A 23,118-nucleotide genomic window follows, 5' to 3' on the forward strand; every position below is an offset into this window, starting at 1 on the left:
CGAACTCCTCCGCGCTCGCGGCGATCTCGGACGCCGACCACCAGCGGTGCGGCTCGTCGCCGAGGAGCGCCTGCTCGGCCCGTACGCGGGCGGCGAGGTGCCGCTCGGCCTCGGCCGCGGCGGACCGGGCCGCCGCTCCCAGCTCCGCGAGCTCGGCGGCGACGGCGGAGCGGCCGCGGTCGGCGGCCTGACGCTCGGCAAGGGCAGCGTCGACGTCGGCGGACCGCAGGGTCGCCACTTCCCGCGCCGCGGCCAGTTCGTCGGCCAGCGCGGCAGCCTGCGCCTCGGCGGCGATCAGCTGGGCCGCCGCCTCGTCGACCCGCGCGCGGACGACGAGGTTCGAGGGAGCCTCGCTCTGCCCGCCGACGGCCCAGTCGGCGCCGACGAGGTCACCGGCCGCCGTCACGGCGCGCACCCGCGGGTGGGTCCGGACGACTGCCACGGCGGCGTCGAGGTCGGTGACGACGGCCACGCGCTCCAGCGCCCGCGCGAGCGCGGGCTGCAGCTCGGCCGGCGCCTCCACCGCGTCGAGCGCCCAGCGGACGCCGTCCGGCAGGGTCGGCCAGCCGTCCCGCGGGACCGGCGGGAGCCCGCCGGTCACGAGCAGGCCGGCCCGGCCCCCGTCGGACTCCTTGAGGTGGGCCAGCGCCGCGGCGGCCTCGGCGACACCGGAGACGACGACGGCGTCGGCCATGCCGCCGAGTGCGGCGGCGATCGCGAACTCGTCGCCCGGCTGCACGGTGAGCCGGTCGGCCACGGGTCCGCGGACGCCGGCCAGGTTCGCACCGAGCACGGCGGCGGCGCCGTCGGCGGGGGTGAGGCCCTGCGCGAGCGCGTCGCGCCGGGCCTGCCAGGAGGCGCGGTCGCGCTCGGCGGCCCGCTCCGCCTCGGTCAGTTCGGTCACCAGGCGGGCTGCGGCGGCGTGCGCGGCGACGGCGTCCTCGTGGGCGGTGACCAGGGCGATGTCGCCGTCCTCCTGGTCCTCCAGCTGCGCGCGACGGTCGGCCAGGCGCTCCGCGGCCACCTCGGCGCGATCGGCCGCCTCGCCCGCGGCGAGCGCGAGTCGCTCGATCTCCGCCTGTCCGGCGGCCATCCGTGAGCGCGCTGCTGCGACCTCGCCGGACAGCCGGGCGAGGCCTTCACGACGGTCGGCGAGCGCGCGGGCCGCGGCGACCCAGGCCTGCTCGGCCGCGGTCAGCGCGGCCTCGAGCTCGGCGCCCTGCCCGACCACCAGTGCCAGCCGGTCCCGTGCGGCGACGAGCCCGTCGCCCAGCTCCGCCTCGGTGGCGGCGATCCGGTCGGCCTCGGCGTCGAGCTGGTCGGGGTCGCGTCCGGGGGCGGCGGCCGGCCCGGCCGCGGACAGGTGACGGTGCCGCTCGGCGGCCAGCTGCGCCACCCCGCGGAACCGCTCGGTCAGAGCCGACAGCCGGTACCAGGTGTCCGAAGCGCCCTCCAGCCGCGGGGCGCTCTCCGCGAGCGCGCTCTCCAGCGCCGATTCCCGCCGCGAGGCGAGAGAGAACTCCCCCTCGACGGTGGCCCGGCGCGCGCGTGCCGCCGTCTCGTCGGCGACGTCGCGGTCGAGGGCGTCACGCAGCTGGACGAGGTCGTCGGCCAGCAGGCGCAACCGGGCGTCGCGCAGGTCGGACTGCACGCCGGCGGCCCGGCGGGCGACCTCGGCCTGCTTGCCCAGCGGTGTGAGCTGGCGGCGCAGTTCGGTGGTGAGGTCGGCGAGGCGGTCGAGGTTGTGCCCCATGCCCTCGAGCTTGCGGAGCGCCTTCTCCTTGCGCTTGCGGTGCTTGAGGACGCCGGCGGCCTCCTCGATGAAGGCCCGGCGGTCCTCGGGGCGGCCGGACAGGACGGCGTCGAGCTGCCCCTGCCCGACGATGACGTGCATCTCGCGGCCGATCCCGGAGTCGCTGAGCAGCTCCTGGACGTCGAGCAGGCGGACCTTGTCGCCGTTGATCTCGTACTCGCTCTCGCCGGAGCGGTACATGCGGCGGGTGATCGACACCTCGGTGTAAGCGATCGGCAGGGCGCCGTCGGCGTTGTCGATCGTGAGCGTCACCTCGGCCCGGCCGAGAGCGGGGCGGAGGTGCGTGCCGGCGAAGATGACGTCTTCCATCTTGCCGCCGCGGAGGCTCTTGGCCCCCTGCTCGCCGAGCACCCAGGCGATGGCGTCGACGACGTTGGACTTGCCGGACCCGTTGGGGCCGACGACGGCGGTGATCCCAGGCTCCAGCCGCAGCGTGGTCGCGGACGCGAAGGACTTGAAGCCCTTGAGCGTCAGGCTGGAGAGGTGCACAGAACGGAGACCCTAGTGGAGCGTGCGCCCCGAACCCCGGATTTCAGGGGTTTCTGGTACCGATGTGACGGAGGGGTTCAGGCCGTTCAGGCGAGCGCGGGCTCGGCCCTGTCGCCGGCCAGCGAGAGCAGCTCGTGGGCGATGGCGGCGTCGCGCTGGGCGCGCAGGTCCTCGAGCTCCCGCTCCAGCCGGCGCACCCTGGCCCGCAGGACTGCGTTCTCCTCAGCTACTCGGAGTTCCGCGGGTGCGACGACGTGACCGAACAGGGCCTTGGCCATAGCTGAAGCGGCCTTTCCGAGCGAGAGGGTGAGCCCGGCGCCCCGGGAAGCCGGTCGGCGCGAGCTGTGGTATCCCCAGGGTGACAGGCCCGACCACGCAGGTCAACGCGAAGACTGCCTACTCCCCGTGTCGGGGGTATGTCGCGTTCGTCACGCTGTGGTGAAGCCCTGGCTCCCCTGCACCTCGTCGACGTGATGGTCGACCCGCCGCACGGCGCCCGGGGCGCGCGGCCCGTCGAGGGCGTCGAGCACGGACTGGACCGACTCGGCCGGCCCCTCGAGCACGACCTCGACCCGCCCGTCGGGGAGATTGCGGGCCGACCCCGCCAGTCCGGCCGAGGTGGCGAGCTCGCGGACGTACCAGCGGTACCCCACGCCTTGGACGTGACCGGAGACGACGGCGACGGTGCGAACGGTCATGGCCTGCGGACTCTCGGCCGCGGCTGGCACTGCGGGCAGCTGTAGCTGGAGCGGTTCATGAACGACTCCCGGCGGATCGGCGTCCCGCAGCGAGGGCAGGGCCGGTCGGCCTGGCCGTAGACGGCGAGGAACCGGGAGAAGTAGCCGCTCTGCCCGTTGACGTCGACGTAGAGGGAGTCGAAGGAGGTGCCGCCCTGCGCCAGCGCCTCCCCCAGCACGTCGCGGACGCCGTCCAGGAGGTCCGCCACCTGACCGCGGGTGAGCTTGTCGGTCGGCCGGGCGCCGTGCAGGCGGGCCCGCCACAACGCCTCGTCGGCGTAGATGTTGCCGACCCCGCCGATCAGGGTCTGGTCCAGCAGCGCGCGCTTGACCTCGGTGTGCCGACGGCGCAGGGCGGCGGAGAAGGCGTCCACGTCGAAGGTCTCGTCCAGCGGGTCGATGGCGATGTGTGCCAGCCGGTCGGGGATGCCGCCGTCGCTGTCCTCGACCGCGAGACCGCCGAAGGTCCGCTGGTCGACGAAGCGCAGCTCCCGCCCGCCGTCGGTGAACGTGAAGCGCGCGCGCAGGTGGGTCTCGTCGGGCTGGGACGGCTTCTCCACCAGGAGCTGACCGCTCATCCCGAGGTGGGCGACCAGGGCGCGGCCCGACGCGGTGCCGTCGGCCTCCCGCATCGGCAGCCACAGGTACTTCCCGCGGCGGTGGGCGTCGGTGACGGTGCGGCCGGCCAGGGCGGCCACGAAGTGGTCGGCGCCCTCGAGGTGACGACGGACCGCGCGGGGATGGTGGACCTCGACGGTGGCGATCGTCCGCCCGGCGACCCACTGCTCCAGGCCGCGGCGGACGACCTCGACCTCAGGAAGTTCCGGCATCGCTCAGCTCTCGGGGACGGCGTCCGACAGTGCGCGCCAGGCGGTCTCCGCGGCCTCCTGCTCGGCGGCCTTCTTGGTCCGTCCCGATCCCTGGCCGTAGACGGTGCCGGCGAGGACGACCGCGGCGGTGAAGGTCTTCGCGTGGTCGGGGCCCGCGTCCTCGACCTCGTAGATGGGGGCGCCGAGCCCACGGGCGGCGCCGAGCTCCTGGAGGCTGGTCTTCCAGTCCAGGCCGGCGCCGCGGGTGGCGGCCTCGACCAGCAGCGGGTCGAAGAGCCGGTGCACGACCTCCGAGGCGGTGTCGAGTCCGCAGCCGAGGTGCACGGCCCCGATCAGCGCCTCCACGGCGTCGGCGAGGATCGAGTCCTTCTCCCGGCCGCCGGTGGTCTCCTCGCCGCGGCCGAGCAGCAGGTGCGGCCCGATCCCGCCGTCGCCGAGACGGCGGGCCACGCCGGCCAGCGAGGTCATGTTGACCACGGAGGCACGCAGCTTGGCCAGCTGGCCCTCGGGGAGGTCCGGCTGACTGCGGTAGAGCTCGTCGGTGACGACCAGCCCGAGCACCGAGTCACCCAGGAACTCCAGGCGCTCGTTGGTCGGCAGGCCGCCGTTCTCGTACGCGAACGACCGATGGGTCAGCGCCAGCCCGAGCAGCCCGTCCGGCAACTCGACGCCGAGAACGTCGTTCAGCCAACGGGCTGCCTGGTCGGCGTGCGCCTCGCCACCCGGCGCGGGTGGTGCGGCACCTGCCACGACGAAGCGAGACAGGGTGCTCAGCTCAGACCGAGAGGACCTGACGGCCGTCGTACTGGCCGCAGTTGGCGCACGCCTGGTGCGGGGGCTTCAGCTGGCCGCAGGCGCGGTTGGGGCACGGCGACAGGGTCGGCGCGGTGGCCTTCCACATCGAGCGGCGGGATCGGGTGTTGGAGCGGGAAGTCTTCCGCTTCGGGACAGCCACGGTCAGTTCTCCTCAGTGGTGGGGCTCTCGCCGGGGGTGCCCGGCGAGGAAGAAGGGGCGGAGGCAGCAGGCGTGCCGAACTTCTCGGCCAACCCGGCCCAGCGGGCGTCCACGATCTCGTGGTGGTGGTCGGCCGGGAGGTCGTCGAGACGCTGGCCGCAGTCGACGCACAGCCCGGCGCAGTCGTCGGTGCAGACCGGCGCGAGCGGCAGGTTCAGGACGACGGTGTCGCGCACCAGGGGCGCCAGGTCGAGGAAGTCGCCGTCGATGCGGCGGACCTCGTCCTCCTCGCTGGTGGCCTCGGTGGTGCTGCCCTCGTAGGCGTACAGCTCCTGCACGTCGAGGTGCAGGGTGTCCTCGAAGGGCTCGAGGCAGCGGGCACAGGACCCGGCAACGGGGACGTCGAGCTCACCGGTGACCAGCACGCCCTCCATCACCGACTCCAGCCGCAGGTGCACGTGCACGTCACCGCCGGTGGGCACGCCGATGAGCTCCACGCGCCAGCCCTCGAGGGCCGGCAGCGTGCGGTCGATCTCCTGCATGGATCCCGCGCGACGGCCCAGTTCCCGGAGATCGAGCCGCCACGGGTTGCCTGCGGGGCGCCGGTCGGCCCTGGTGCGTGGACCAGGGGACACAGCGCCTGAGCGGTTCGGGGCAGCAGCAGACATGTCAGTACTCGCGGTAGGCAGTGGGGTGGAGGGCCGCCCGGGGCCACCCCAGGAACAGCGGGGCCAGCGGCGGTCGGACCAGGCGTCGAGACTACCCGATCCCCTTCGGGGGGCGGCGGGCAGCGAGGTCAGGGTTCGCGCAGCGTGCTGCGGGCCTTCTCCACCGAGTGCAGCATCCGCTCCAGCGTCGTCCCGAAGTCAGCGAGCCGGCTGTCGACGTACTGGTCGACCTCCGCGCGCATGCGGGCGACGTCCGTGGCGGTCTGGGCGCCGAGCTCGTCGGCGCGGGAGACGGCGCCGCGGTAGACCTCGGTCTCGGTGATCAGCCGTTCGTGCTCGGCGAGCGCCTCGGCGATCAGGGCCTCGCGGTGTTCGCGCCCCTCGGTGATGAGCCGCTCGGCCTCGGCCTCCGCGTCGGCGAGCAGCTCCTCGGCCTCGGCCTGGGCGCGGACGAGCAGCTCGTCGCGCTGGCGGCGGGCGGTGCCGAGGAGGTCCTCGCGCTGGCGCCGCGCCGTGGACAGCAGCTGCTCGCTCTCCCCGCGGGTCCGGCCGGTGAGCCGCTCGGCCTCCGCCTGGGCCTGCTGGAGGATCTCGGTGCGCTGCTCGACGATCGCGCCGGCGGCCTGGACGTCCTCGGGGAGGGACTCCCGCAGGTCGTCGAGCAGGTCGAGCAGGTGGTCGCGCGGGACCATGCAGGACCCGGACATCGGCACGCTGCGCGCGTTCTCGATGACCGTCGTCAGCTCGTCGACGGTCTCGTAGAGGCGGTACACCACTTCGGTCATGAGCTTCCGCCCTTCCGGGCGTGCTCGATGAGCCGGTCGTTGACCGCCTTGGGCACCAGCCGGGAGACGTCGCCGCCGAACATGGCGACCTGCTTGACCAGGCTCGATGACAGGTGGCCGACCTGCGGGGCGGTCGGGACGAAGAGGGTCTCCACGGCGGCGAGCTCGCGGTTCATCTGCGCCATCTGCAACTCGTACTCGAAGTCGCTGACCGCGCGCAGGCCCTTGACGATGACCGGGATGTCGTTGGCCTTGCAGTAGTCGACGAGCAGGCCCTGGAAGCTGGCGACGACGACGTTGGAGAGGTCCGCGACGGCCTCGCGCAGCAGTTCCATCCGCTCGTCGACGGAGAACAGGCCCGCCTTGCCGGGATTGACCAGCACGGCGACGACGAGCTCGTCGTACAGGCCGGCAGCCCGGGTGATGACGTCGACGTGACCGTTGGTGACCGGATCGAAGGATCCGGGGCAGACGGCACGCCTCACGAGGAGCGACCGTACCGGAGCTGAGCCTCTCCGTACCGCCGGTCGCGCAGACCGACGAGGGGTGTCGGCCACTCCCACTCCTTCTCACGGGCCGGGCGCTCCACCACCACGACCGCCTCGGGAGCCAGCCACCCGCCGTCGACCAGCGCCCGGACCACGTCCTGGACCTCCTCGACGGGGGTCGCGTAGGGCGGATCGGCCAGCACCAGGTCGAATCGGGCGGGCGGCGCGCCGCCGAGCACAGTGGGCACCGAACCGGCGACGACGCGGCCCCCCGGCAGACCGACGGCGGCGAGGTTCTCCTTGAGCACGGGGAGCACGCCCTGCGAGGACTCGACGAAGACCACGGTTCCCGCCCCACGGGAGAGGGCTTCCAGTCCGAGGGCGCCGGAGCCGGCGTAGAGGTCGAGGACGGCGGCGCCCCGGAGGTCGAGCAGGGCCTTCATGGAGTTGAAGAGGGCCTCGCGGGCGCGGTCGCCGGTGGGCCGGACGCCTGCGCGCGGGACCTTCAGGCGCCGCCCGCCCGCGACGCCGGAGATGAGGCGCGTCACGGCCCCGTCCCGAGGCTCGCCCCGAGCGTGCGAGGGGTGAGGAGGACGGGGTCCTTCATCATGCCTTCTCCAGCCACTCGGCGCGCTCGTCGGTGGCGAGCGCGGCGACCTCGGCGGCCAGCCCCGGGTGGTCGGCGAGTCCCCGTTCGGTCTCCAGCAGCGCGGTGGCCTCGGCGCGGGCCGCGGCGATGAGGTCCTCGTCCTCCAGCAGCGACAGCATCCGGATGCCCGAGCGCTTGCCGGACTGCGCGGCACCGAGCACGTCACCCTCCCGGCGGGTCTCGAGGTCGAGCCGGGCGAGCTCGAACCCGTCGGAGGTGGCGGCGACAGCGGCGAGCCGCTGGCCCGTCGGGGAGTCCGTCCTCGCGTCGGTGACGAGCAGACAGAGGCCGGCGTGCCTGCCACGGGCGACGCGGCCGCGCAGCTGGTGGAGCTGGCTCACGCCGAAGCGGTCGGCGTCCATGACGACCATGACCGTGGCGTTGGGGACGTCCACACCGACCTCGACCACCGTCGTCGCCACGAGGACGTCGATCTCGCCGGCGCCGAAGGCACGCATGCGGGCGTCCTTGTCCTCGGGTCCTAGCCGCCCGTGCAGGACGTCGAGCCTCAGTCCGGCGAGCGGGCCGTTGCGCAGGATCTCGGCGACGTCGAGTACGGCCAGCGGCGGGCGGCGGTCGCTGACGGGGCCGTCGTCCGGGGCGCCGTCGGCGTCCTCGGGCTCGTCGTCGGCGCCGGCAGCGTCGGTGGGGCTGTCCCCGATGCGGGGGCAGACGACGTAGGCCTGCCGCCCTGCGGCGACCTCCTCGCGGAGCCGCTCCCAGGCGCGATCGAGCCAGCCGGGTCTCTCCGACTGCGGGACGACGGAGCTGGACACCCCGCCGCGACCGCTGGGGAGCTGCCGCAGGGTCGAGATCTCCAGGTCGCCGTAGACGGTCATGGCCACCGTGCGCGGGATGGGCGTGGCGGTCATGACGAGCACGTGCGGCGGCCGGTTGCCCTTGGCGCGCAGGGCGTCGCGCTGCTCCACGCCGAAGCGGTGCTGCTCGTCGACGACGACCAGGCCGAGGTCGGCGAAGTCGACGCCCTCCTGCAGCAGGGCGTGCGTGCCGATGACGATGCCCGCTCGGCCCTCTGCGACGTCCGCCCGGGCTTCGCGCTTCGCGGCGGCCTTGAGCGAGCCGGTGAGCAGGCTGACGCGGGTGCCCGCCGGATCGCCGTCGAGCTCGCCGGCCCGGCCGAGCGGACCGAGGAGCTGCCGGATGCCGCGGGCGTGCTGCGCGGCGAGCACCTCGGTCGGGGCGAGCAGGGCGGCCTGTCCCCCGGCGTCGACGACCTGTGCCATGGCGCGCAGCGCGACGACGGTCTTGCCGGAACCGACCTCGCCCTGCAGGAGCCGGTGCATCGGCTGGTCGCGGTCGAGCTCCACCGCGAGCTCCTCCCCCACCTCCCGCTGGCCCGCGGTGAGCTCGAACGGGAGGGCGGCGTCGACGGCGTCGAGCAGACCCCCGTCGCGGCGCGGCCGCGCGATACCCGGCTCCAGTGCCGCGGCCCGACGGCGGGCGGCGAGGGTCAGCTGGAGGATCAGCGCCTCGTCCCACTTGAGCCGGAGGCGGGCCCGCTCGACGTCCTCCCCGGTGGTGGGCCGGTGGATGTCGAGCAGAGCGGCTGCCAGCCACGGGAGCCCGTGCCGCCGTCGGATCTCCTCCGGCAGCGGGTCCTCGACGAGCTCGGTGAAGCCGCCCGATGCGCCGAGCAGCAGCTTGACCGACTTCTGGATGACCCAGCTCGAGACGTCCTTGCTGGCGGGGTAGATGGGCACGAGTTCGCGGGCCCAGTCGTCGTCGCTGTCGTCGTCCCCGCTGAGCAGGTGCATGTCGGGGTGGGTGAACTGCAGCTGCCCCTGGTACTTGCCGACGGTGCCGGCGAACAGACCCCAGGCGCCGTGCTTGAGCCCGGAGTGCCGGTAGTTGAAGAAGACGAGCTTCATCGAGCCGGCGCCGTCGCCGACGGTGACCTCGGTGATCGTGCCGTGGCGCTGGCGCATGCGGCGGCTGTTCACGCTCGTGATCTGGGCGAGAATGGTGACGCGGTCGCCCTCCTGCAGATCGTCCAGCCGGGCCATCTCACCGCGCCGGGCGTAGCGGCGCGGGTAGTGGCGGAGCAGGTGACGCACCGTGTGCAGCGAGAGCTGCTCGGCCATCCCCTTCGCCGTCTTCGGTCCGAGCACCTTGCTGAGCGGTGTCTCGAGGGTCACCGCCATGATGTCACTCGACCCCGACCTGCAGGAGGATTCCGTCGGGGCCGCCGCCGTACCTGGTGACCTCGATGGTGGGGTGCTGGGTCGCCAGGTGCCGGCAGACGACGTCGCCCAGGGCCTCGTCGGAACCGACCACGAGGGTCGCCATCTCACCGCCGGCCGACAGCAGGCGGTCGAGGAGGTCACAGGCGACGGCGGCGAGGTCGCTGCCGATCACCACGACGTCGCCCTCGGCCGAGCCCAGGGCGTCACCGGGCTGGCAGCGACCGGCGGAGGTGAGCGCCTCCTGCTCGGCGACGGTGACCTCGGCCCAGCGGGTCGCCGCCGCGGCCTCGGCCATCGCGATGACATCGTCGCCGAAGCGGCGGGCCGGGTCGGTGACTGCGATCGCTGCGAGGCCCTGCACCGGTGACCGGGTGGGGACGACGCCGACGTCCCGGCCCACCTCGCGGGCGCGGGTGGCGGCGCGGGCGGCGACGGCGGAGAGGCCGGCGTCGTTGGGCAGGACGACCACCTCGAGGGCGACGGAGGCCAGCACCTCGGCGAGGATCTCGTCCTCCGTGACCCCGTCCGGACCGCAGGCGACGACGCGGACCCCTTCACCCCGGAAGAGCTGGGCGAGCCCGTCGCTGGCGACGACCGCGACCACGGCACGGGTGCCCGGGACGGGAGCGGACGGCAGGACCGGCGCCAGCGGGGAGACCGAGATCCGATAGGGCCGCCCGGCCTCGATGCCGGCCTCGATGGCCGCACCGACGTCGGCGCAGTGGACGTGGACGTTCCACTCCCGGCCGGTCGGGGTGTCGACGCCGACGACGACGAGGCTGTCGCCGAGCGCGGCGAGGCCGTGGTGCAGGCGTGCGACGGCGTCCTCGTCGCTGTCCGCGAGCAGGTACTGGACCTCGCTCCCAGGGCCCGCTGGCGGCTGGTGCGGCAGGTGCTCGCCGGTGTGGTGGTGGCCGTGGTCGCGGCGGGCGAGCGCGGGACGGGACGGCTCGACGCCGGTCACCGTGGTCACGAGCGCGTCGAGGACGAGGCAGAGGCCGGCGCCCCCGGCATCGACGACGCCGGCCTCGCGCAGGACCTCGAGCTGGCCGGGGGTCGCCTCGAGGGCGACGCGGGCGCCGTCGGCTGCGGCGCGGACGACGTCGGACAGGTCGGCGTGACCGGCGTCGACGGAGGCGACCGCGGCCTCGGCGCCGAAGCGGGCGACGGTGAGGAAGGTTCCTTCCTCGGGATCGGCGACGGCCGTGTAGGCGGTCTCGGCGGCCTTCTGCATGGCGGCGGCGAAGGCGGGACCGTCGGCGGGCGGCTGGCCGGCGAGCTGGTCGGCCAGGCCGCGCAGCAGCTGGGCGAGGATCGTGCCGGAGTTGCCTCGCGCTCCGAGCACCGCGCCGCGGGCGAGGATCGACCAGGCGGACTCGGTCGTCCTCGGGCCTTCTGAATCGAGCGCGGCGATGGCGGCCTGGGCCGTCAGCAGGAGGTTGGTGCCGGTGTCGCCGTCGGGTACCGGGAAGACGTTGAGGTCGTCGAGCCGGCTACGGGACTCGGACAGGACCTCGACCGCGGCCCGGTACCAGTCACCGACCGCGGCGTCATCCAGCGCCTGCAGCACGGGCGGAGGGTACCCATGTGTGGTGACAGGACCGGTTGACGCGACCGATCCCACGCCCGGTGAGGGGGTGCGGCGACGCCTTCCCCCCGGAGCGGTTAGACTTCTGGACGGTCTTGATGCGGGTGCTGCCTTGCCCCGCCGTCTGTGAACGATTCTCTGGGAGTGATTAACCGTGGCTGCCGTGTGCGATGTGTGTGGCAAGGGGCCCGGTTTCGGTATGTCGGTGTCGCACTCGCACCGCCGCACGCCGCGCCGTTGGAACCCGAACATCCAGTCCGTGCGGGCGCTCATCGCCCCCGGAAACCGTCGTCGGATCAACGCGTGCACCTCGTGCATCCGCGCCGGCAAGGTCGTGCGCGCCTGACCTGAGGGTCTGCGCGTCCCGGTAGTCCCGGGTGAACCCCGGAGGTCCTCGACCTCCGGGGTTCTTCGCGTTTCGAGCACGTGCGCGCTGCGAGGCGCACCCAGGGACGACACGCCACCCTCCGAGAGTCGCCATCAGAACGGTGCCTCCTGCCCGGGCGCAGCCTCGAGCGAGCCCGGGCGCCATAGGCGGAGCCGTTCCAGCGTGCTGGGGCCCCGGGTCGCGGTAGCCGCCGACGGTGACTGTGACGGTGACGCTGTCGGTGGCGGGAGGTTGTCGTCGGTGCCGTAGCGGGGTGGTCGGGTGGTGACGGTGTCGCCGCTGGGGGTGGTCCATCGCAGGGCGCCGTCGGGGAGGGGGGTCATGGTCCAGCCGGGTGCCTGGTGGCTGAGTCGGTGGTGGTGGCGGCACAGGCAGCACAGGTTGGTCTCGCTGGTGGGTCCGGTCGGCCAGGGGGTGTTGTGGTCGAGGTCGCAGCGGATCGCGGTGGCGCGGCAGCCGGGGAAGCGGCAGCGGCGGTCGCGGGCGCGCACGAACCGGGCGAGCGGGGCCGAGGGGCTGTAGCCGGGGCTGTCCGGTGGTGGGGCGAGTCCGGGGCCGGTGGGCGGGTGGTGGCAGGCCCGTTTTCCGGTGCGGCAGGCCCTGCGGCCGCAGGTGGCGGTGTGCCGGATCCAGGTGGCGTCGGTGAGGGCGAGCAGTTGGCCGGAGATTTCTTCGACGACCGCGATCTGCGGGAGGTGGGCGAGGCTGGTGCCGGCGATGGTGCGGAGGCCGAGCAGGTCGGCCAGCCGCCCCGCGGGGGGCTCCATCGCGACGGCGGCGGGCTCTTCCGCGGGGGGCTCGATCGCGGCCGGCTCGACCGCGGCGGCCTCGCCCGCGTCGCCGTGGGTCTCGGTTTCGGGGGCTTCAGGTCGCGGGAGCAGGCCGAGGGTGTGGGCGAGTTCGCGCACCAGGACCGCCGGCACCGGGTGGCCGTCGACCTCGCCGGGTCCGCCGCCGCCGGTCAGCGTGTCCACGCCGGCGACGACGGTCAGCCCGATCCGCACCGGACCGTTGCTGCCCGGCCGCAGGATCAGATCCACCAGGCAGTCGATCATCCGCTGGTCCTTGGTCCGGGTGTCGCCGGGCGTGCGGCAGTCCTCGGCGTAGGCCTCCAAAGCCTTCCGGCACGCCTGCGCGACCGGCAGCGGCAGCGTCGCCGACAGGCTGCCCATGCCGTCCTCACCCGGATACACCCGCACGCTGCGGTCCCGGATCGCGGCGGCCAGCCGGCGGGCGGCCGCCGCGGCGTCGGCGCGCAGCACCGCCCGCCGGGCCGCCACCTTCAGCTGGGTCACCGTCCTGCCCTCGGCGCCGCCCAGCAGCCGGGCCTCGACCTCCGCCCGGGCCTCCTCGGTCACCGGCCCGACGATCTCGGCCATCGCCCGCGCGTGGTCCCAGCCGATCACCCCGGCCTCCAACGCGGCCAGCGTCGCCGGCAACCGCTCGGTCAGCGTCACCGACTCCGCCAGCAGCCCGGCCGCGGCACGCGACGACAGCCCGAAGGCGACCATCACCTCATCGACGGCCCACTCGCTCACCGCCGTCAACGCTTCCGCTCGGGCCGCCCGCGACGCGACCGCCGCCGCCCCCACCTCCTCATCGGGCCGGTCCAGCACGACCGCCGGCCGAGACCTGGCGAACGCGGCCAACGACCGGGCCTGCACCGCCGCCAACCGACGCTGCTCCACCTGCGCCGCACTCGCCGCGGCCAGATGTTCCGCACCGGCCTCCAACAGCCCGCGGAAAACCGTCAGCCCCGGGAACCGGTCGTCGCCAGCCGCGCCGTCGTCGACGGGCGCGGATTCGCCGGCAGGCGGGACGGGCTCGGGCCCGTTCACCTGAGGACGCTCGGGCGGTTCGTGCCGCGGACACACGTCGACGAGGTATCGGCGCCCCGACAGCTCGACGAGCCAGCGAGCCAGCACCGCCTCGAACAGGGACACCCGCGGGGGAGGCGGCGTCAGCTGTTCGATCATGTGTTCGATAGTAGCCGACTCACACGCCTCTGACCAGCGCGAACACGGCCTGTGGACAGTGCCTGGCGATGTGGAAAACATCGCGGCGGAATCCTCGCGGCACCGCACAGTGGCGACATGCAGCAGCGCCCACCAACCCTCAGACGGGGCCTATCCCCCGCCCCCGCGCCGCGGTCACCACGAGCTCGACGACCGCCTCCACTGGCAGCGCCGTGGTGTCCACCACCAGGTGGTAGTGCTGCGCCGACGCCGGATCGCACCGGTAGAAGTGCCGCACGTAGGCCTCGCGCGTCCGGTCGTTGGCCTCCATCTCGCGCAGGATGTCCTCTCGGGACCGCCCCGACCGCTCGATGGCCGACTCCAGGCGGCGCTCCCGCGGACCGTCCAGGCGCACGTGCAGCGCGTCCGCCCGCTCCTTCAGCACGAGTGCCCCGGCACGGCCGAGCACGACTCCTCCGGCCCCGTCGGCGATCTCGGCCAGCACCCGCTCGGTCTGCTGCCGGTACGCCCGGGCGTCGGGCAACGCCGACATCGGGAGCACCCCGCCGACCGGATCGGGCATCGTGCCCAGGGAGGCGACGAGCCGCCACAGCCCGCGCAGGACCGTCTCGTCGTTCGCCTCGGCCTCCGACACCGTCACACCGAGCCGGCCGGCCACCTGCGCCGCGATCGCCCGGTCGTGGAACGGCAGCCCCAGCCGCTCGGCGACCGCCCGCGAGACCTCCGCCCCGGCCGCTCCGTACGCCGCCGACACGGTCACGATGCCCATGACGACCCCTCCTCGCCCGACTCCGGGGCCACAGCCAGCTCCTTGCCCAGGAACACCGCCTCGGGCGAGCACGCGTAGATCCCGTAGCCGCCGACCGGGAGGTACCCGAGATCCGCGTACAGCGCCAGGGCCTCCGGCTGCTGCTGCCCGGTGTTCAGCACGACCGAGCCGTGGCCCGCCCGTGCGGCGCCGTCCTCCAGTGCCGCGACGATCACCTGGGCAAGCCCCTTGCGGCGGAAGGCCGGCTCGACGTAGACCCGCTTGATCTCCGCCACGCCCTCGGGCAGCGCTCGCCACGCTCCGCACCCCGCCGGCACGCCGTCCACCTCGGCGACCAGGAAGATCCCCAGCGGCGGCAGGAACTCCGCCGGATCCACGACGGCGGCGTCCCGCCCGCCGTAGCGCCGCACGTACTCCTCCTGCACCTGCTCCACGAGGTAGTGCGCCACCGGGTGGTCGTAGGGCAGTGGCCGCAGACTCGCCCGCGTCCCGTCGCGCAGGACCACCTTTCGATCAGCCGAAGTGGACATGCCCGGCTCCCTCCGCTCCGACGGCCCGGACGACGTCCGCGGCCGACTCGCCGTTCACGAGCACTCCCGGCCTCTTCCCGCCCTTGCGGACCTCGCCGATCACGGTCCAGCCCTCGGGCAGCACCGCACGCGGTGAGAACGTCGCGACCAGGGCGTGGTCCTCCCCGCCCGTCAGCACCCACGCCATCGGGTCGACCCCCAGCGCAGCGCCCACCTGCTGGAGCGGGCCGGGCGGCTCCAGGCACGCGCGCTCCAGCGCCGCCCGGTCCAGGTCGACGACGACGCGGCTGTCGGACGCGATGTGCCCGACGTCGGCCAGCAGGCCGTCGCTCACGTCGCACATCGCCGTCGCGCCCGCCTCGGCAGCGGCCGGACCGGCCGCGTACGGCGGGGTGGGCCGGCGGTGCGCCGCCACCGCGGCGATCGGGCTGGTGAACCCCCGGCGCAGGACGGCGAGACCGCAGGCGGCCCAGCCGAGCCGCCCGGCCAGCGCCACCACGTCGCCCGCACGGGCGCCGGACCGCAGGACGGGCGCCCGCCCACCCAGGTCGCCCAGCGCAGTCACGGAGAGCACCACAGCGGCACTGTCGGCAGCGGCAGCGACCAGGTCGCCACCCACCACGGCGGCACCGAGCGGTGCGCACTCCGCTGCCAAGCCCGCGGCCACACCCTCGAGCCAGGCCGTCTGGGTGGTCGACGGGCAGGCCAGCCCGACGAGCAGGGCGGTCGCCGTCCCACCCATGGCGGCGATGTCGGCCAGGTTCGCGGCGGCGGCCTTGTGGCCGATGTCCTCGGCCGTCGACCAGTCACGCCGGAAGTGCCGGCCCTCGACCAGGACGTCGGTGCTCGCCGCGACCCGGCCGTCACTGGTCCGGAGGACGGCGGCGTCGTCCCCCGGCCCGACTTCGGCGGCGCGCGCGGAACCGGCCTGGGCCAGTACCCGGGCGATCACGCCGAACTCCCCGACGACGCGGACGCTGTCGGCCGGGTCACCGCGAGGGACGAGGGGGCGGGGGCGAGTCACCTGCCCCATCCTGCCGCTGCGGTAGGTTGCCGAACTGACCGCCACCCGGCGGGCGGCAACGAAGCCCTGAGGAAAGGTCTCCCGTGGTCCACGCCTACATCCTCATCCAGACCGAAGTCGGCAAGGCGGCCCAGGTCGCCGCGACCATCGCCGAGATCGACGGCGTGTCCACGGCCGAGGACGTGACGGGTCCCTACGACGTGATCGTCCGCGCCGAGGCCGAGAGCGTCGACGAGCTCGGCCGGCTGGTCGTCGCCCGCGTGCAGTCCGTCGACGGCATCACCCGTACCTTGACCTGCCCCGTCGTCAACATCTGAGTGCCCTGACCGAGAACCCCGACCCGCTGCGGCGCATCGCCCTCATCGCGGCCGCCGTCCTCGTACCGGTGATCGTGGCGTTCGCCGTCCTGGTGAACGTCCGCGGCGGCACCGAGGACACCGGCGGGCCGGCCGAGGTCGCAGGCGACACGTCCTCGCCACTGGAGGACCTTCCGGTGCTCCCGGTCGAGGTGCCCCCGGTGACGCCCGACGCCGACGCCGCCTGCCCCGCGCTGATGAGCGCCCTGCCCCTGGAGCTGTCCGGGGAGCCCTCCCGCCGGGTGCAGTCGGACTCGCCCTACGCCTACGCGTGGGGCGACCCGGCGATCGTGCTGGTCTGCGGCGTCGACCGCCCGGCCGGATACGTGGTCGGGGTCAGCGCCATCCAGATCAACGGCGTCCAGTGGTACGTCGACACCGACGACCCCGAGACCACCGTCTGGACGACGGTCGACCGGCCCGTCTACGTGCAGATCTCCCTGCCGGCGTCGGTCGACAGCGCGCCCGTCACCGCGCTGACCACGCAGATCGCCCAGGCCCTCCCCTACCGGGAGCCGCGACCCGGCCCGTGAGCGGTCACGGCGGCAGCCGGTCCAGCTGCGCCTCGACCACCGCCCGGACCTCTTCCTCGGCCGCGCCCAGGGAGTCGGCGACCGAGGTCACCGCGACGCTGAACCGCCCGTGGCCGCACCAGGCGAGCGCGGCAGGGCCGCCCAGCGCCTCCTGCCCGTCCGCGTCGTCCACGGTGAGCATCCGACAGCCACCCGGCAGCTCCGCCGGGTTCTCGTGGAGGACACCGTCGTAGTGCTCGGCGTCGTTACGCGCGAGGTCCTCGGCGTACGCCCCCGCACCGGCCCGCGACTCGAACTGGTCGACGAAGACACCCGTCATCGGTCCGGAGCCGGTACCCCAGAACCGCTCCCACCCGTGGCGGTAGCCGTAGCCCTCGAGCACGTCCCGCTCCCGGGCCGGGTCGTCGGAGTAGTCGGCGATGTCGTCGACGGCCTTCGCCCCCGCCGGCGGCTCCAGCTCCTGGTCGGGCAGCCGCGGCAGACCCGAGGGCACCTCGCCGACCACGAGCGCGCCCAGGTCCGCGGAGGACTCCGGGAACGTCCCGGTCTCCGCCGCCGCCGGCACCCCGTCGACGTAGCGGGAGCAACCGACCGTGGCCGGCAGGCACGGCAGGACGACGAGCAGGACGGCGGTCCGGAGGTTCGGGGACGACCGCCCGGGGATCACCGCGCCGGCCGCGGGACCGAGGCGAGCGCCGACTCGATCAGCCGGTCGACCAGCTCCGGGTAGGTCACGCCGCTGGCCGCCCACATCCGCGGGAACATCGAGATCGGTGTGAAGCCGGGCATCGTGTTGACCTCGTTGATCACGAGGTGGTCGCTGCCGTCGGGCGCCGTCGCGAGGAAGAAGTCCACCCGCGCGAGGCCGCGGCAGTCCATCGCGAGGTAGGCCCGGCGGGAGGCCTCCTGCACGGCCGCGGTCTGCTCGGGGCTCAGGTCGGCCGGGACGTCGAAGTCGACCGAGTCGTCGAGGTACTTCGCCGAGAAGTCGTACCAGTCCACACCGGGCCGCAGCCGGATCTCGGCGGGCAGGCTGGCCTCGGGCAGCCCGGCGCCCCGGGGGGCAAGCACGCCGCACTCGATCTCCCGGCCCGGCACCGACGCCTCGACGATCACCTTCGGGTCGACCGCCGCCGCCGTCGCCACCGCGGAAGGGAACTGCGCCCAGTCGGTGACCTTGGTGATCCCGATGCTCGACCCGGCCCGCGACGGCTTCACGAAGACCGGGAGGCCCAGGCGCTCGCGGGCGGCCTCGTCCAGAACGGCGGGATCGGCGCACACCGCACCGTCGGCGTCGCGGAGCACCACGTGGTCGCCCTGCGGCAGGCCCGCGGCCGCGAGCAGCTTCTTGGTGAACTCCTTGTCCATGGACGCCGCGCTGGCGAACACGCCGGAGCCCACGTACGGCAGGCCGGCCATCTCCAGCAGGCCCTGGATCGTCCCGTCCTCACCGTAGGCGCCGTGCAGGACGGGGAAGACGACGTCGACCTCGGTGAGCGCCGGGACGATCGCCGCCGCGGGGTCCAGGACGGCGAGTCCCGGACCGGCCGGATCGCCCACGAGGGACACCGCCGTCCCGCCGGACACCTCGGGCAGCGTGCCGTCGGTGATCGCCAGCCGCTGGTCGGGATCGGCGAGCACCCAGCCCCCGTCGGCCGTGATGCCGACGGGCACGACCTCGTAGCGGTCGGGATCCAGTGCGCCGATGACGCTCCCGGCCGACACGCAGGAGATGGCGTGCTCGGCGCTACGGCCCCCGAACACGACCGCGACACGCACCTTGTCACCCATGCAGGGCCCCGTTCCGGCTCATCGTCGCGACCCTAGCCGAGGCGGTGTGGCAACCTCTCGACGTGCGCGAGAACGCGGTCCCCGTCGACAGCGCCGCGCCCCCCTCCTTCCCGCTCGGCCTGCGGCTGGCCGGTGCCGCCGTCCACCTGTACACCGCCCTGGGCGCCGTCCTGGGGTTCTGGATCGTCATCGCCGCCTTCCGGGGCGAGGTCGTCGCCGCGCTGTGGCTGGGCCTGGCGACGCTGTTCGTCGACGGCACCGACGGGATGCTCGCGCGGCACTTCCGGGTGAAGGAGACGATCCCCTGGTTCGACGGGGCCCGGATGGACGACATCGTCGACTACCTCACCTACGTCTTCGCCCCGATCGTCCTGCTCTGGACGACGGACCGGCTCCCCGACGGCCTGATCGGCTGGGTGCTGGCGGCGCTGCCGCTGCTGGCCTCCTGCTACCAGTTCTGCCGGGTCGACGCGAAGACGGCCGACCACTTCTTCCTGGGCTTCCCCAGCTACTGGAACGTGGTCGCCTTCTACGCGATCGTGCTCGACGTCGGCCCGACGGGAGTGGCGATCGCGCTCGTCGTCCTCACCGTGCTGGTGTTCGTGCCGGTGCGCTACGTCTACCCGTCGCGCACCAAGTTGCTGCGCAGCCTCAACCTGGCGCTGGCCGGCACGTGGCTGGTCACCTACGCCGTCCTGCTCGCGCAGTACCCGGACCCGCACCCGGTCGTCGTGGCTCTGAGCCTCGCCTATCTCGTCTACTACGTCGGCCTGAGCCTGTACCTCACGGTCGGCACGCGGCTGGGCTCACGTCGCGGCTCACGTCAGGCCGTCGAGCCCGGCCGCTAGGTCCACGACGAGGTCGTCGGTGTCCTCGATGCCGCACGACAGCCGCACGAAGCCCGGCGGGACGGCGTCCCCGCCCCACTGGGCACGGCGGTCGATCGTGCTGTGCACCCCGCCGAAGCTGGTTGCGGCCGTCCACAGCCGGGTGCGCGACAGCAGCGTCGAGACGGCGGCCTCGTCGGCCAGGACGGCGGACACGACCCCGTTGGGACGCAGCATCTGCCGGGACGCGAGCTCGAACGACGGGTCCCCGGCGCGCCACGGCCAGCGGACGCCGGTCACCGCCGGAGAGCCGGCCAACAGGTCGGCGACCGCCGCGGCGTTCGTCGCCTGCCGGGCCAGCCGCAGGTCCAGCGTGCTCATCGAGCGATGGCCGAGCCAGGCCTCGAACGGCCCCGGGGTGTTCCCCGTGTTGTTGCGCCACCGCTGGATCGCGGCGAACAGCTCGTCGTCGGTCGTGCTCACGTGGCCGAGCAGCAGGTCGCTGTGCCCGGTCAGGGCCTTGGTGTCGCTGCCCACGGTCAGGTCGGCGCCCAGTTCCAGCGGGCGCTGCCCGAGCGGCGTCGCCGTGGTGTTGTCGACGGCGACCAGCGCCCCGGCCGCGTGCGCCGCACGCGCGACGGCGGCGATGTCGCAGACGTCGAGCAGCGGGTTGCTGGGCGTCTCGAGGAAGACCAATCGGGCGCCGTCCAGATCACCCCGCGCCGCGACCGCCTCGATCTCCGGCGTCGCGACGTAGTCCACCCGGACCCCGAACCGCTCCAGCTCGTCCCGGGCGAGGAGACGGGTCGTGTAGTAGCCGTCCGACGGCAGGACCACCCGGTCTCCCGCGCTCACGCAGGCGAACACGGCCGCACTGATCGCGGCCATCCCCGTCGCGAAGGACAGGCAGCGACCGCCGTCGAGCGCACCGACCGCGGACTCGAAGTCGCGCAGCGTCGGGTGCTCGGTGCGGGCGTAGGCGTCCGCGCCGTGGGCGCGCGGCGGCTGGTCGCCCAGGTGGAACGGCGCGGCGAACACCGGGGACGGCCGCAGCGGCGCCCCCGGGACGGCGACCCCCTCCCCCGCGCGCACCGACCGGGTGCCATCACCCCACGAGCTCACTCCGGCTTCGCCTCGCGCGACATGATCTCCTTCACCATGTTCGCCGGGGACTCCCCCTCGTGGCAGACCCGGACGACGGCCTCGGTGATCGGGACGTCGACCCCGTGGGCGCGCGCGAGGTCGAGCACCGACCGGCAGCTCTTCACGCCCTCGGCGGTCTGGCGGGTGCTCTCCTGCACCTCCTGGACCGACATGCCCTGGCCGAGCTTCTCCCCGAAGGTCCGGTTGCGGGACAGCGGCGAGCTGCAGGTGGCCACCAGGTCACCGAGCCCGGCGAGACCGGCGAACGTGGTCAGCTCGGCACCCAGCGCCATGCCCAGCCGGGCGGTCTCGGCCAGCCCTCGGGTGATCAGCGAGGCACGCGTGTTGTCGCCGAACCCCAGCCCCTCCGCGATGCCCGCGGCGAGCGCGATGACGTTCTTGACCGCCCCCCCGAGCTCGCAGCCGACCATGTCCGGGTTCGTGTACGGCCGGAAGTACGGCGTGTGGCACGCCGCCTGCAGCGCCGCCGCACGGTCGGCGTCCAGGCAGGCGATCACGGTCGCGGCGGGCTGCTGCTCGGCGATCTCGCGGGCCAGGTTCGGGCCGGAGATGACCGCGACGCGCTCCGGAGCTGCGCCGGTCACCTCGCAGATGACCTCGCTCATCCGCTTCGTCGTCCCCAGCTCGATGCCCTTCATGAGCGAGAGGAGCGTCGAGTCCGGCGGCAGCAGCGACGCCCACTCGGTGAGGTTGTCGCGCAGCGACTGCGACGGGACGGCGAGGACGACGATCTGGGCGTCCAGCAGCGCCTCGGCCGGGTCCGCGGTCGCGCGCACCGCCGAGGGGAGCTGGATGCCGGGGAGGTAGTCGCGGTTCTCGCGGTCGTCGGTGATGGACTTCGCCAGTTCGGGACGGCGGGCGTGCAGGGTGACCTGGCAGCCGGCGTCGGCCATCACCTTGGCGAAGGTGGTGCCCCACGAGCCCGCCCCCAGGACCGCGGCGCGGATCATGCCGCGCTCCCGGACAGGTCACCGGGGAGCTCGTGCCGGGGGCGGGGGTGGAACGTCAGCGGAGCGGGTTCCTGGCGGAGCTCGGCGAGCTGCTCGCGCACCCGGGACATGATCAGGTCGGTCGTCTCCCTCAGCAGTTGGCCGGACAGCGGCGCGCCGTCGCGGACGGCCGCCCTGGCGGCGGACAGGTCGACGGGCTCGCCGACCAGGTAGTCGGCGGGCACGCGGAAGCGCAGGTACAGCTTCTTGCGGTGGTAGTCGTGCACCCGCTGCGGTCCCCACTGCGCGACCGGGAGGACGACGGCGTCGGTGGTCAGCGCGAGGCGCGCCACCCCGGTGCGTGCCTGCATGGGCCACCAGTCGGGGTCACGGGTGACCGAGCCCTCGGGGTAGATCACGATGACGTTGCCCGCGTCGAGGTCGGCCTTGGCGGCGTCGAGGGCGGCGTGCGCGTCGACGGAGAAGCGGGCGACCGGGATCTGCCCGGAGCTGCGCAGCAGCGTTCCGGCGAACCCCTTGAACACCGACTGCTTCGCCAGGAAGTGCGGCAGCCGGCCGCTGTCGAAGACGAGCCGGGCGCAGGCGAGCGGGTCGAGCACCGAGACGTGGTTGGCCACCAGGAGCACCGGCCCACGGGCGGGAATCCGCTCCGCGTGCCGGTAGCGCAGCCGGAACATCAGCGAGGCCACCGGGTAGACGACGATGATCGCCGCCCACATCCCGTAGGACAGCCATCCGCGGGTGCGCCACTTCGCGGGACGGCGGTCGGCCCGGTCCTCGACCGCAGCGACCCCCGTCGGCGTCTCCTCGGCCACTGGCCCCCTCCCTGGTCTGCTCCAGCTGGTGTGATCCTGCCCATGATCGACCCCTCGCGTCGGCCTGGCGCGCACCGGGGGGTGACGCCACCCGTTCGGGCCGACCGGCCTGTGTGCTCACATGGGTGGGTGCAGAGCTGGTCGGTCGTCGTCCCGGCCAAACGCCTGGCTGTCGCGAAGACCCGCCTGCGGCCGCTCACCCACGCCCTCGGGCCCGCGCATGGGGAACTGGTGCTCGCCCTGCTGGCCGACACGGTCGCCGCGGCGGTCGCCTGTCCCGCCGTCGCCGAGGTGGTCGTGGTGACCGACGACCCCGCCGCGACCGACGTGGTGCACGGGCTCGGCGCCCGCACGGTCACCGACGAGCCCGACCGGGGGCTGAACCCCGCCCTGGAGCACGGCGCGCGCAGCGCCGCCGGGCCCGCCGTCGCGGCGCTCTCCTCCGACCTCGCCGCGCTGCGCCCCGAGGAGCTCGCCGCCGCACTGGAGGCGGCGACCGCGTTCCTCCGCGCCTTCGTCGCCGACGCACAGGGCACGGGGACGACGCTGCTCACGGCCGTCGGCGTCCCACTGGACCCGGGGTTCGGTCCCGGCTCCGCCCAGGCCCACCGGACCAGCGGCGCCAGGGCGCTCACCGGTTCGTGGCCCGGTCTGGTCCGCGACGTCGACACCGATGCCGATCTCGACGCGGCGCTCCTCCTCGGGGCGGGGCCCCGGACGACCGAGTGGATCCGCCGGCTCCGGCCGGCCGGCACCTGAGGTGCCGCACCGTTCACCTCGGTGCGGCAC

Annotated in this window: 26 protein-coding genes; 5 read left to right on the top strand and 21 right to left on the bottom strand. The window is 74.1% G+C overall.

Annotation, left to right across the window (positions count from 1 at the left end):
• The 12 genes from E4P38_RS07725 to E4P38_RS07780 all read right to left on the bottom strand — a co-directional run.
• On the bottom strand, positions 1-2,302 hold a 2,302-nt coding region (locus E4P38_RS07725; RefSeq protein ID WP_167760490.1), incomplete at its 3' end, for an AAA family ATPase.
• Between the two features lie 86 nt (positions 2,303-2,388).
• Positions 2,389-2,580, bottom strand: a complete 192-nt coding sequence (locus E4P38_RS07730; protein WP_135131206.1) for a hypothetical protein — start codon at positions 2,578-2,580, stop codon at positions 2,389-2,391.
• 150 nt (positions 2,581-2,730) lie between these two features.
• A complete protein-coding gene (locus E4P38_RS07735; RefSeq protein WP_135131207.1) occupies positions 2,731-3,000 on the bottom strand; it encodes an acylphosphatase in 270 nt (89 codons plus the stop codon).
• Positions 2,997-3,869, bottom strand: coding sequence for a bifunctional DNA-formamidopyrimidine glycosylase/DNA-(apurinic or apyrimidinic site) lyase (mutM, locus tag E4P38_RS07740; RefSeq protein ID WP_135131208.1), 873 nt, complete (start codon positions 3,867-3,869; stop codon positions 2,997-2,999). Before mutM ends, E4P38_RS07735 begins: the two co-directional genes overlap by 4 nt.
• Before the next feature lie 3 nt (positions 3,870-3,872).
• Positions 3,873-4,619: a ribonuclease III gene (rnc, locus tag E4P38_RS07745; RefSeq protein WP_135131209.1), complete on the bottom strand. Its 747-nt coding sequence runs from the start codon at positions 4,617-4,619 to the stop codon at positions 3,873-3,875.
• A gap of 25 nt (positions 4,620-4,644) precedes the next feature.
• Entirely contained in the window at positions 4,645-4,824 is a 180-nt protein-coding gene (rpmF, locus tag E4P38_RS07750; protein ID WP_135131210.1) for a 50S ribosomal protein L32, read from the bottom strand.
• A gap of 2 nt (positions 4,825-4,826) precedes the next feature.
• Positions 4,827-5,366, bottom strand: a complete 540-nt coding sequence (locus E4P38_RS07755; RefSeq protein WP_245160872.1) for a DUF177 domain-containing protein — start codon at positions 5,364-5,366, stop codon at positions 4,827-4,829.
• Between the two features lie 254 nt (positions 5,367-5,620).
• A complete protein-coding gene (locus tag E4P38_RS07760) occupies positions 5,621-6,277 on the bottom strand; it encodes a hypothetical protein (protein WP_135131212.1) in 657 nt (218 codons plus the stop codon).
• Positions 6,274-6,762 (bottom strand): pantetheine-phosphate adenylyltransferase, encoded by a 489-nt coding sequence (gene coaD / locus E4P38_RS07765; protein ID WP_135131213.1) that lies wholly within the window; start codon positions 6,760-6,762, stop codon positions 6,274-6,276. The genes E4P38_RS07760 and coaD overlap by 4 nt, the downstream gene beginning before the upstream one ends.
• Positions 6,759-7,313, bottom strand: coding sequence for a 16S rRNA (guanine(966)-N(2))-methyltransferase RsmD (rsmD, locus tag E4P38_RS07770; protein ID WP_135131214.1), 555 nt, complete (start codon positions 7,311-7,313; stop codon positions 6,759-6,761). Before rsmD ends, coaD begins: the two co-directional genes overlap by 4 nt.
• 58 nt (positions 7,314-7,371) lie before the next feature.
• A complete protein-coding gene (gene recG / locus E4P38_RS07775) occupies positions 7,372-9,576 on the bottom strand; it encodes an ATP-dependent DNA helicase RecG (protein ID WP_135131215.1) in 2,205 nt (734 codons plus the stop codon).
• A 4-nt stretch (positions 9,577-9,580) separates the two neighbouring features.
• On the bottom strand, positions 9,581-11,188 hold the full coding sequence (locus E4P38_RS07780; protein WP_135131216.1) for a DAK2 domain-containing protein: 1,608 nt from the start codon (positions 11,186-11,188) through the stop codon (positions 9,581-9,583).
• 172 nt (positions 11,189-11,360) lie between these two features.
• Between E4P38_RS07780 and rpmB the strand changes: the two genes are divergently transcribed.
• Positions 11,361-11,552: a 50S ribosomal protein L28 gene (rpmB, locus tag E4P38_RS07785; protein WP_029339036.1), complete on the top strand. Its 192-nt coding sequence runs from the start codon at positions 11,361-11,363 to the stop codon at positions 11,550-11,552.
• A 134-nt stretch (positions 11,553-11,686) separates the two neighbouring features.
• On the opposite strand, the gene E4P38_RS07790 is transcribed toward rpmB, so the two are convergent.
• From E4P38_RS07790 to E4P38_RS07805, 4 genes are all read right to left on the bottom strand, one after another.
• Positions 11,687-13,570, bottom strand: coding sequence for an HNH endonuclease signature motif containing protein (locus E4P38_RS07790; protein ID WP_167760491.1), 1,884 nt, complete (start codon positions 13,568-13,570; stop codon positions 11,687-11,689).
• 139 nt (positions 13,571-13,709) lie between these two features.
• Positions 13,710-14,339, bottom strand: a complete 630-nt coding sequence (locus tag E4P38_RS07795; protein WP_135131218.1) for a cytidylate kinase-like family protein — start codon at positions 14,337-14,339, stop codon at positions 13,710-13,712.
• Entirely contained in the window at positions 14,327-14,869 is a 543-nt protein-coding gene (locus E4P38_RS07800) for a GNAT family N-acetyltransferase (protein ID WP_135131219.1), read from the bottom strand. The genes E4P38_RS07795 and E4P38_RS07800 overlap by 13 nt, the downstream gene beginning before the upstream one ends.
• Positions 14,853-15,893, bottom strand: coding sequence for a thiamine-phosphate kinase (locus E4P38_RS07805; protein ID WP_245160873.1), 1,041 nt, complete (start codon positions 15,891-15,893; stop codon positions 14,853-14,855). Before E4P38_RS07805 ends, E4P38_RS07800 begins: the two co-directional genes overlap by 17 nt.
• Before the next feature lie 83 nt (positions 15,894-15,976).
• Here E4P38_RS07805 and E4P38_RS07810 point away from each other — a divergent pair, with 83 nt between their 5' ends.
• Together E4P38_RS07810 and E4P38_RS07815 are read left to right on the top strand one after the other, a co-directional pair.
• Positions 15,977-16,210 (top strand): Lrp/AsnC ligand binding domain-containing protein, encoded by a 234-nt coding sequence (locus E4P38_RS07810; protein ID WP_135131221.1) that lies wholly within the window; start codon positions 15,977-15,979, stop codon positions 16,208-16,210.
• Between the two features lie 68 nt (positions 16,211-16,278).
• On the top strand, positions 16,279-16,782 hold the full coding sequence (locus E4P38_RS07815) for a DUF3515 domain-containing protein (RefSeq protein WP_245160874.1): 504 nt from the start codon (positions 16,279-16,281) through the stop codon (positions 16,780-16,782).
• Between the two features lie 4 nt (positions 16,783-16,786).
• On the opposite strand, the gene E4P38_RS07820 is transcribed toward E4P38_RS07815, so the two are convergent.
• Together E4P38_RS07820 and E4P38_RS07825 are read right to left on the bottom strand one after the other, a co-directional pair.
• Positions 16,787-17,449, bottom strand: coding sequence for a hypothetical protein (locus tag E4P38_RS07820; RefSeq protein WP_135131223.1), 663 nt, complete (start codon positions 17,447-17,449; stop codon positions 16,787-16,789).
• A complete protein-coding gene (locus E4P38_RS07825; protein WP_135131224.1) occupies positions 17,446-18,573 on the bottom strand; it encodes a D-alanine--D-alanine ligase family protein in 1,128 nt (375 codons plus the stop codon). The genes E4P38_RS07820 and E4P38_RS07825 overlap by 4 nt, the downstream gene beginning before the upstream one ends.
• Before the next feature lie 62 nt (positions 18,574-18,635).
• Here E4P38_RS07825 and E4P38_RS07830 point away from each other — a divergent pair, with 62 nt between their 5' ends.
• The gene (locus E4P38_RS07830; RefSeq protein ID WP_209308999.1) at positions 18,636-19,421 is read left to right on the top strand and encodes a CDP-alcohol phosphatidyltransferase family protein; all 786 of its coding nucleotides are present in this window, start codon (positions 18,636-18,638) and stop codon (positions 19,419-19,421) included.
• Here the strand turns inward: E4P38_RS07830 and E4P38_RS07835 are convergent.
• The 3 genes from E4P38_RS07835 to E4P38_RS07845 are packed head-to-tail and all read right to left on the bottom strand — an operon-like array spanning position 19,392 to position 22,329.
• Entirely contained in the window at positions 19,392-20,522 is a 1,131-nt protein-coding gene (locus E4P38_RS07835) for a cystathionine gamma-lyase (protein WP_135131225.1), read from the bottom strand. The genes E4P38_RS07830 and E4P38_RS07835 overlap by 30 nt on opposite strands.
• On the bottom strand, positions 20,519-21,514 hold the full coding sequence (locus E4P38_RS07840) for an NAD(P)H-dependent glycerol-3-phosphate dehydrogenase (protein WP_135131226.1): 996 nt from the start codon (positions 21,512-21,514) through the stop codon (positions 20,519-20,521). The genes E4P38_RS07835 and E4P38_RS07840 overlap by 4 nt, the downstream gene beginning before the upstream one ends.
• Positions 21,511-22,329 carry a lysophospholipid acyltransferase family protein gene (locus tag E4P38_RS07845; RefSeq protein WP_245160875.1) on the bottom strand — a complete coding sequence of 273 codons (819 nt, stop codon included), beginning with the start codon at positions 22,327-22,329 and terminating at the stop codon, positions 21,511-21,513. Before E4P38_RS07845 ends, E4P38_RS07840 begins: the two co-directional genes overlap by 4 nt.
• Positions 22,330-22,458: 129 nt before the next feature.
• On the opposite strand from E4P38_RS07845, the gene cofC reads away from it, so the two are divergent.
• Entirely contained in the window at positions 22,459-23,088 is a 630-nt protein-coding gene (gene cofC / locus E4P38_RS07850; RefSeq protein WP_245160876.1) for a 2-phospho-L-lactate guanylyltransferase, read from the top strand.
• Positions 23,089-23,118: the final 30 nt, after the last annotated feature.

The sequence above is a fragment of the Blastococcus sp. CT_GayMR16 genome, assembly GCF_004570875.1.
In the GTDB taxonomy this organism is placed as follows: Bacteria; Actinomycetota; Actinomycetes; order Mycobacteriales; family Geodermatophilaceae; genus Blastococcus_B.

Coding starts and splice junctions, on each gene's coding strand:
- E4P38_RS07760 (WP_135131212.1), bottom strand. CDS start 6,277: ATGACCGAAGTGGTGTACCGCCTCTACGAGACCGTCGACGAGCTGACG.
- mutM (WP_135131208.1), bottom strand. CDS start 3,869: ATGCCGGAACTTCCTGAGGTCGAGGTCGTCCGCCGCGGCCTGGAGCAG.
- E4P38_RS07800 (WP_135131219.1), bottom strand. CDS start 14,869: ATGTCCACTTCGGCTGATCGAAAGGTGGTCCTGCGCGACGGGACGCGG.
- E4P38_RS07730 (WP_135131206.1), bottom strand. CDS start 2,580: ATGGCCAAGGCCCTGTTCGGTCACGTCGTCGCACCCGCGGAACTCCGA.
- E4P38_RS07755 (WP_245160872.1), bottom strand. CDS start 5,366: ATGCAGGAGATCGACCGCACGCTGCCGGCCCTCGAGGGCTGGCGCGTG.
- E4P38_RS07735 (WP_135131207.1), bottom strand. CDS start 3,000: ATGACCGTTCGCACCGTCGCCGTCGTCTCCGGTCACGTCCAAGGCGTG.
- E4P38_RS07840 (WP_135131226.1), bottom strand. CDS start 21,514: ATGATCCGCGCCGCGGTCCTGGGGGCGGGCTCGTGGGGCACCACCTTC.
- E4P38_RS07795 (WP_135131218.1), bottom strand. CDS start 14,339: ATGGGCATCGTGACCGTGTCGGCGGCGTACGGAGCGGCCGGGGCGGAG.
- E4P38_RS07790 (WP_167760491.1), bottom strand. CDS start 13,570: ATGATCGAACAGCTGACGCCGCCTCCCCCGCGGGTGTCCCTGTTCGAG.
- E4P38_RS07825 (WP_135131224.1), bottom strand. CDS start 18,573: ATGGGTGACAAGGTGCGTGTCGCGGTCGTGTTCGGGGGCCGTAGCGCC.
- recG (WP_135131215.1), bottom strand. CDS start 9,576: ATGGCGGTGACCCTCGAGACACCGCTCAGCAAGGTGCTCGGACCGAAG.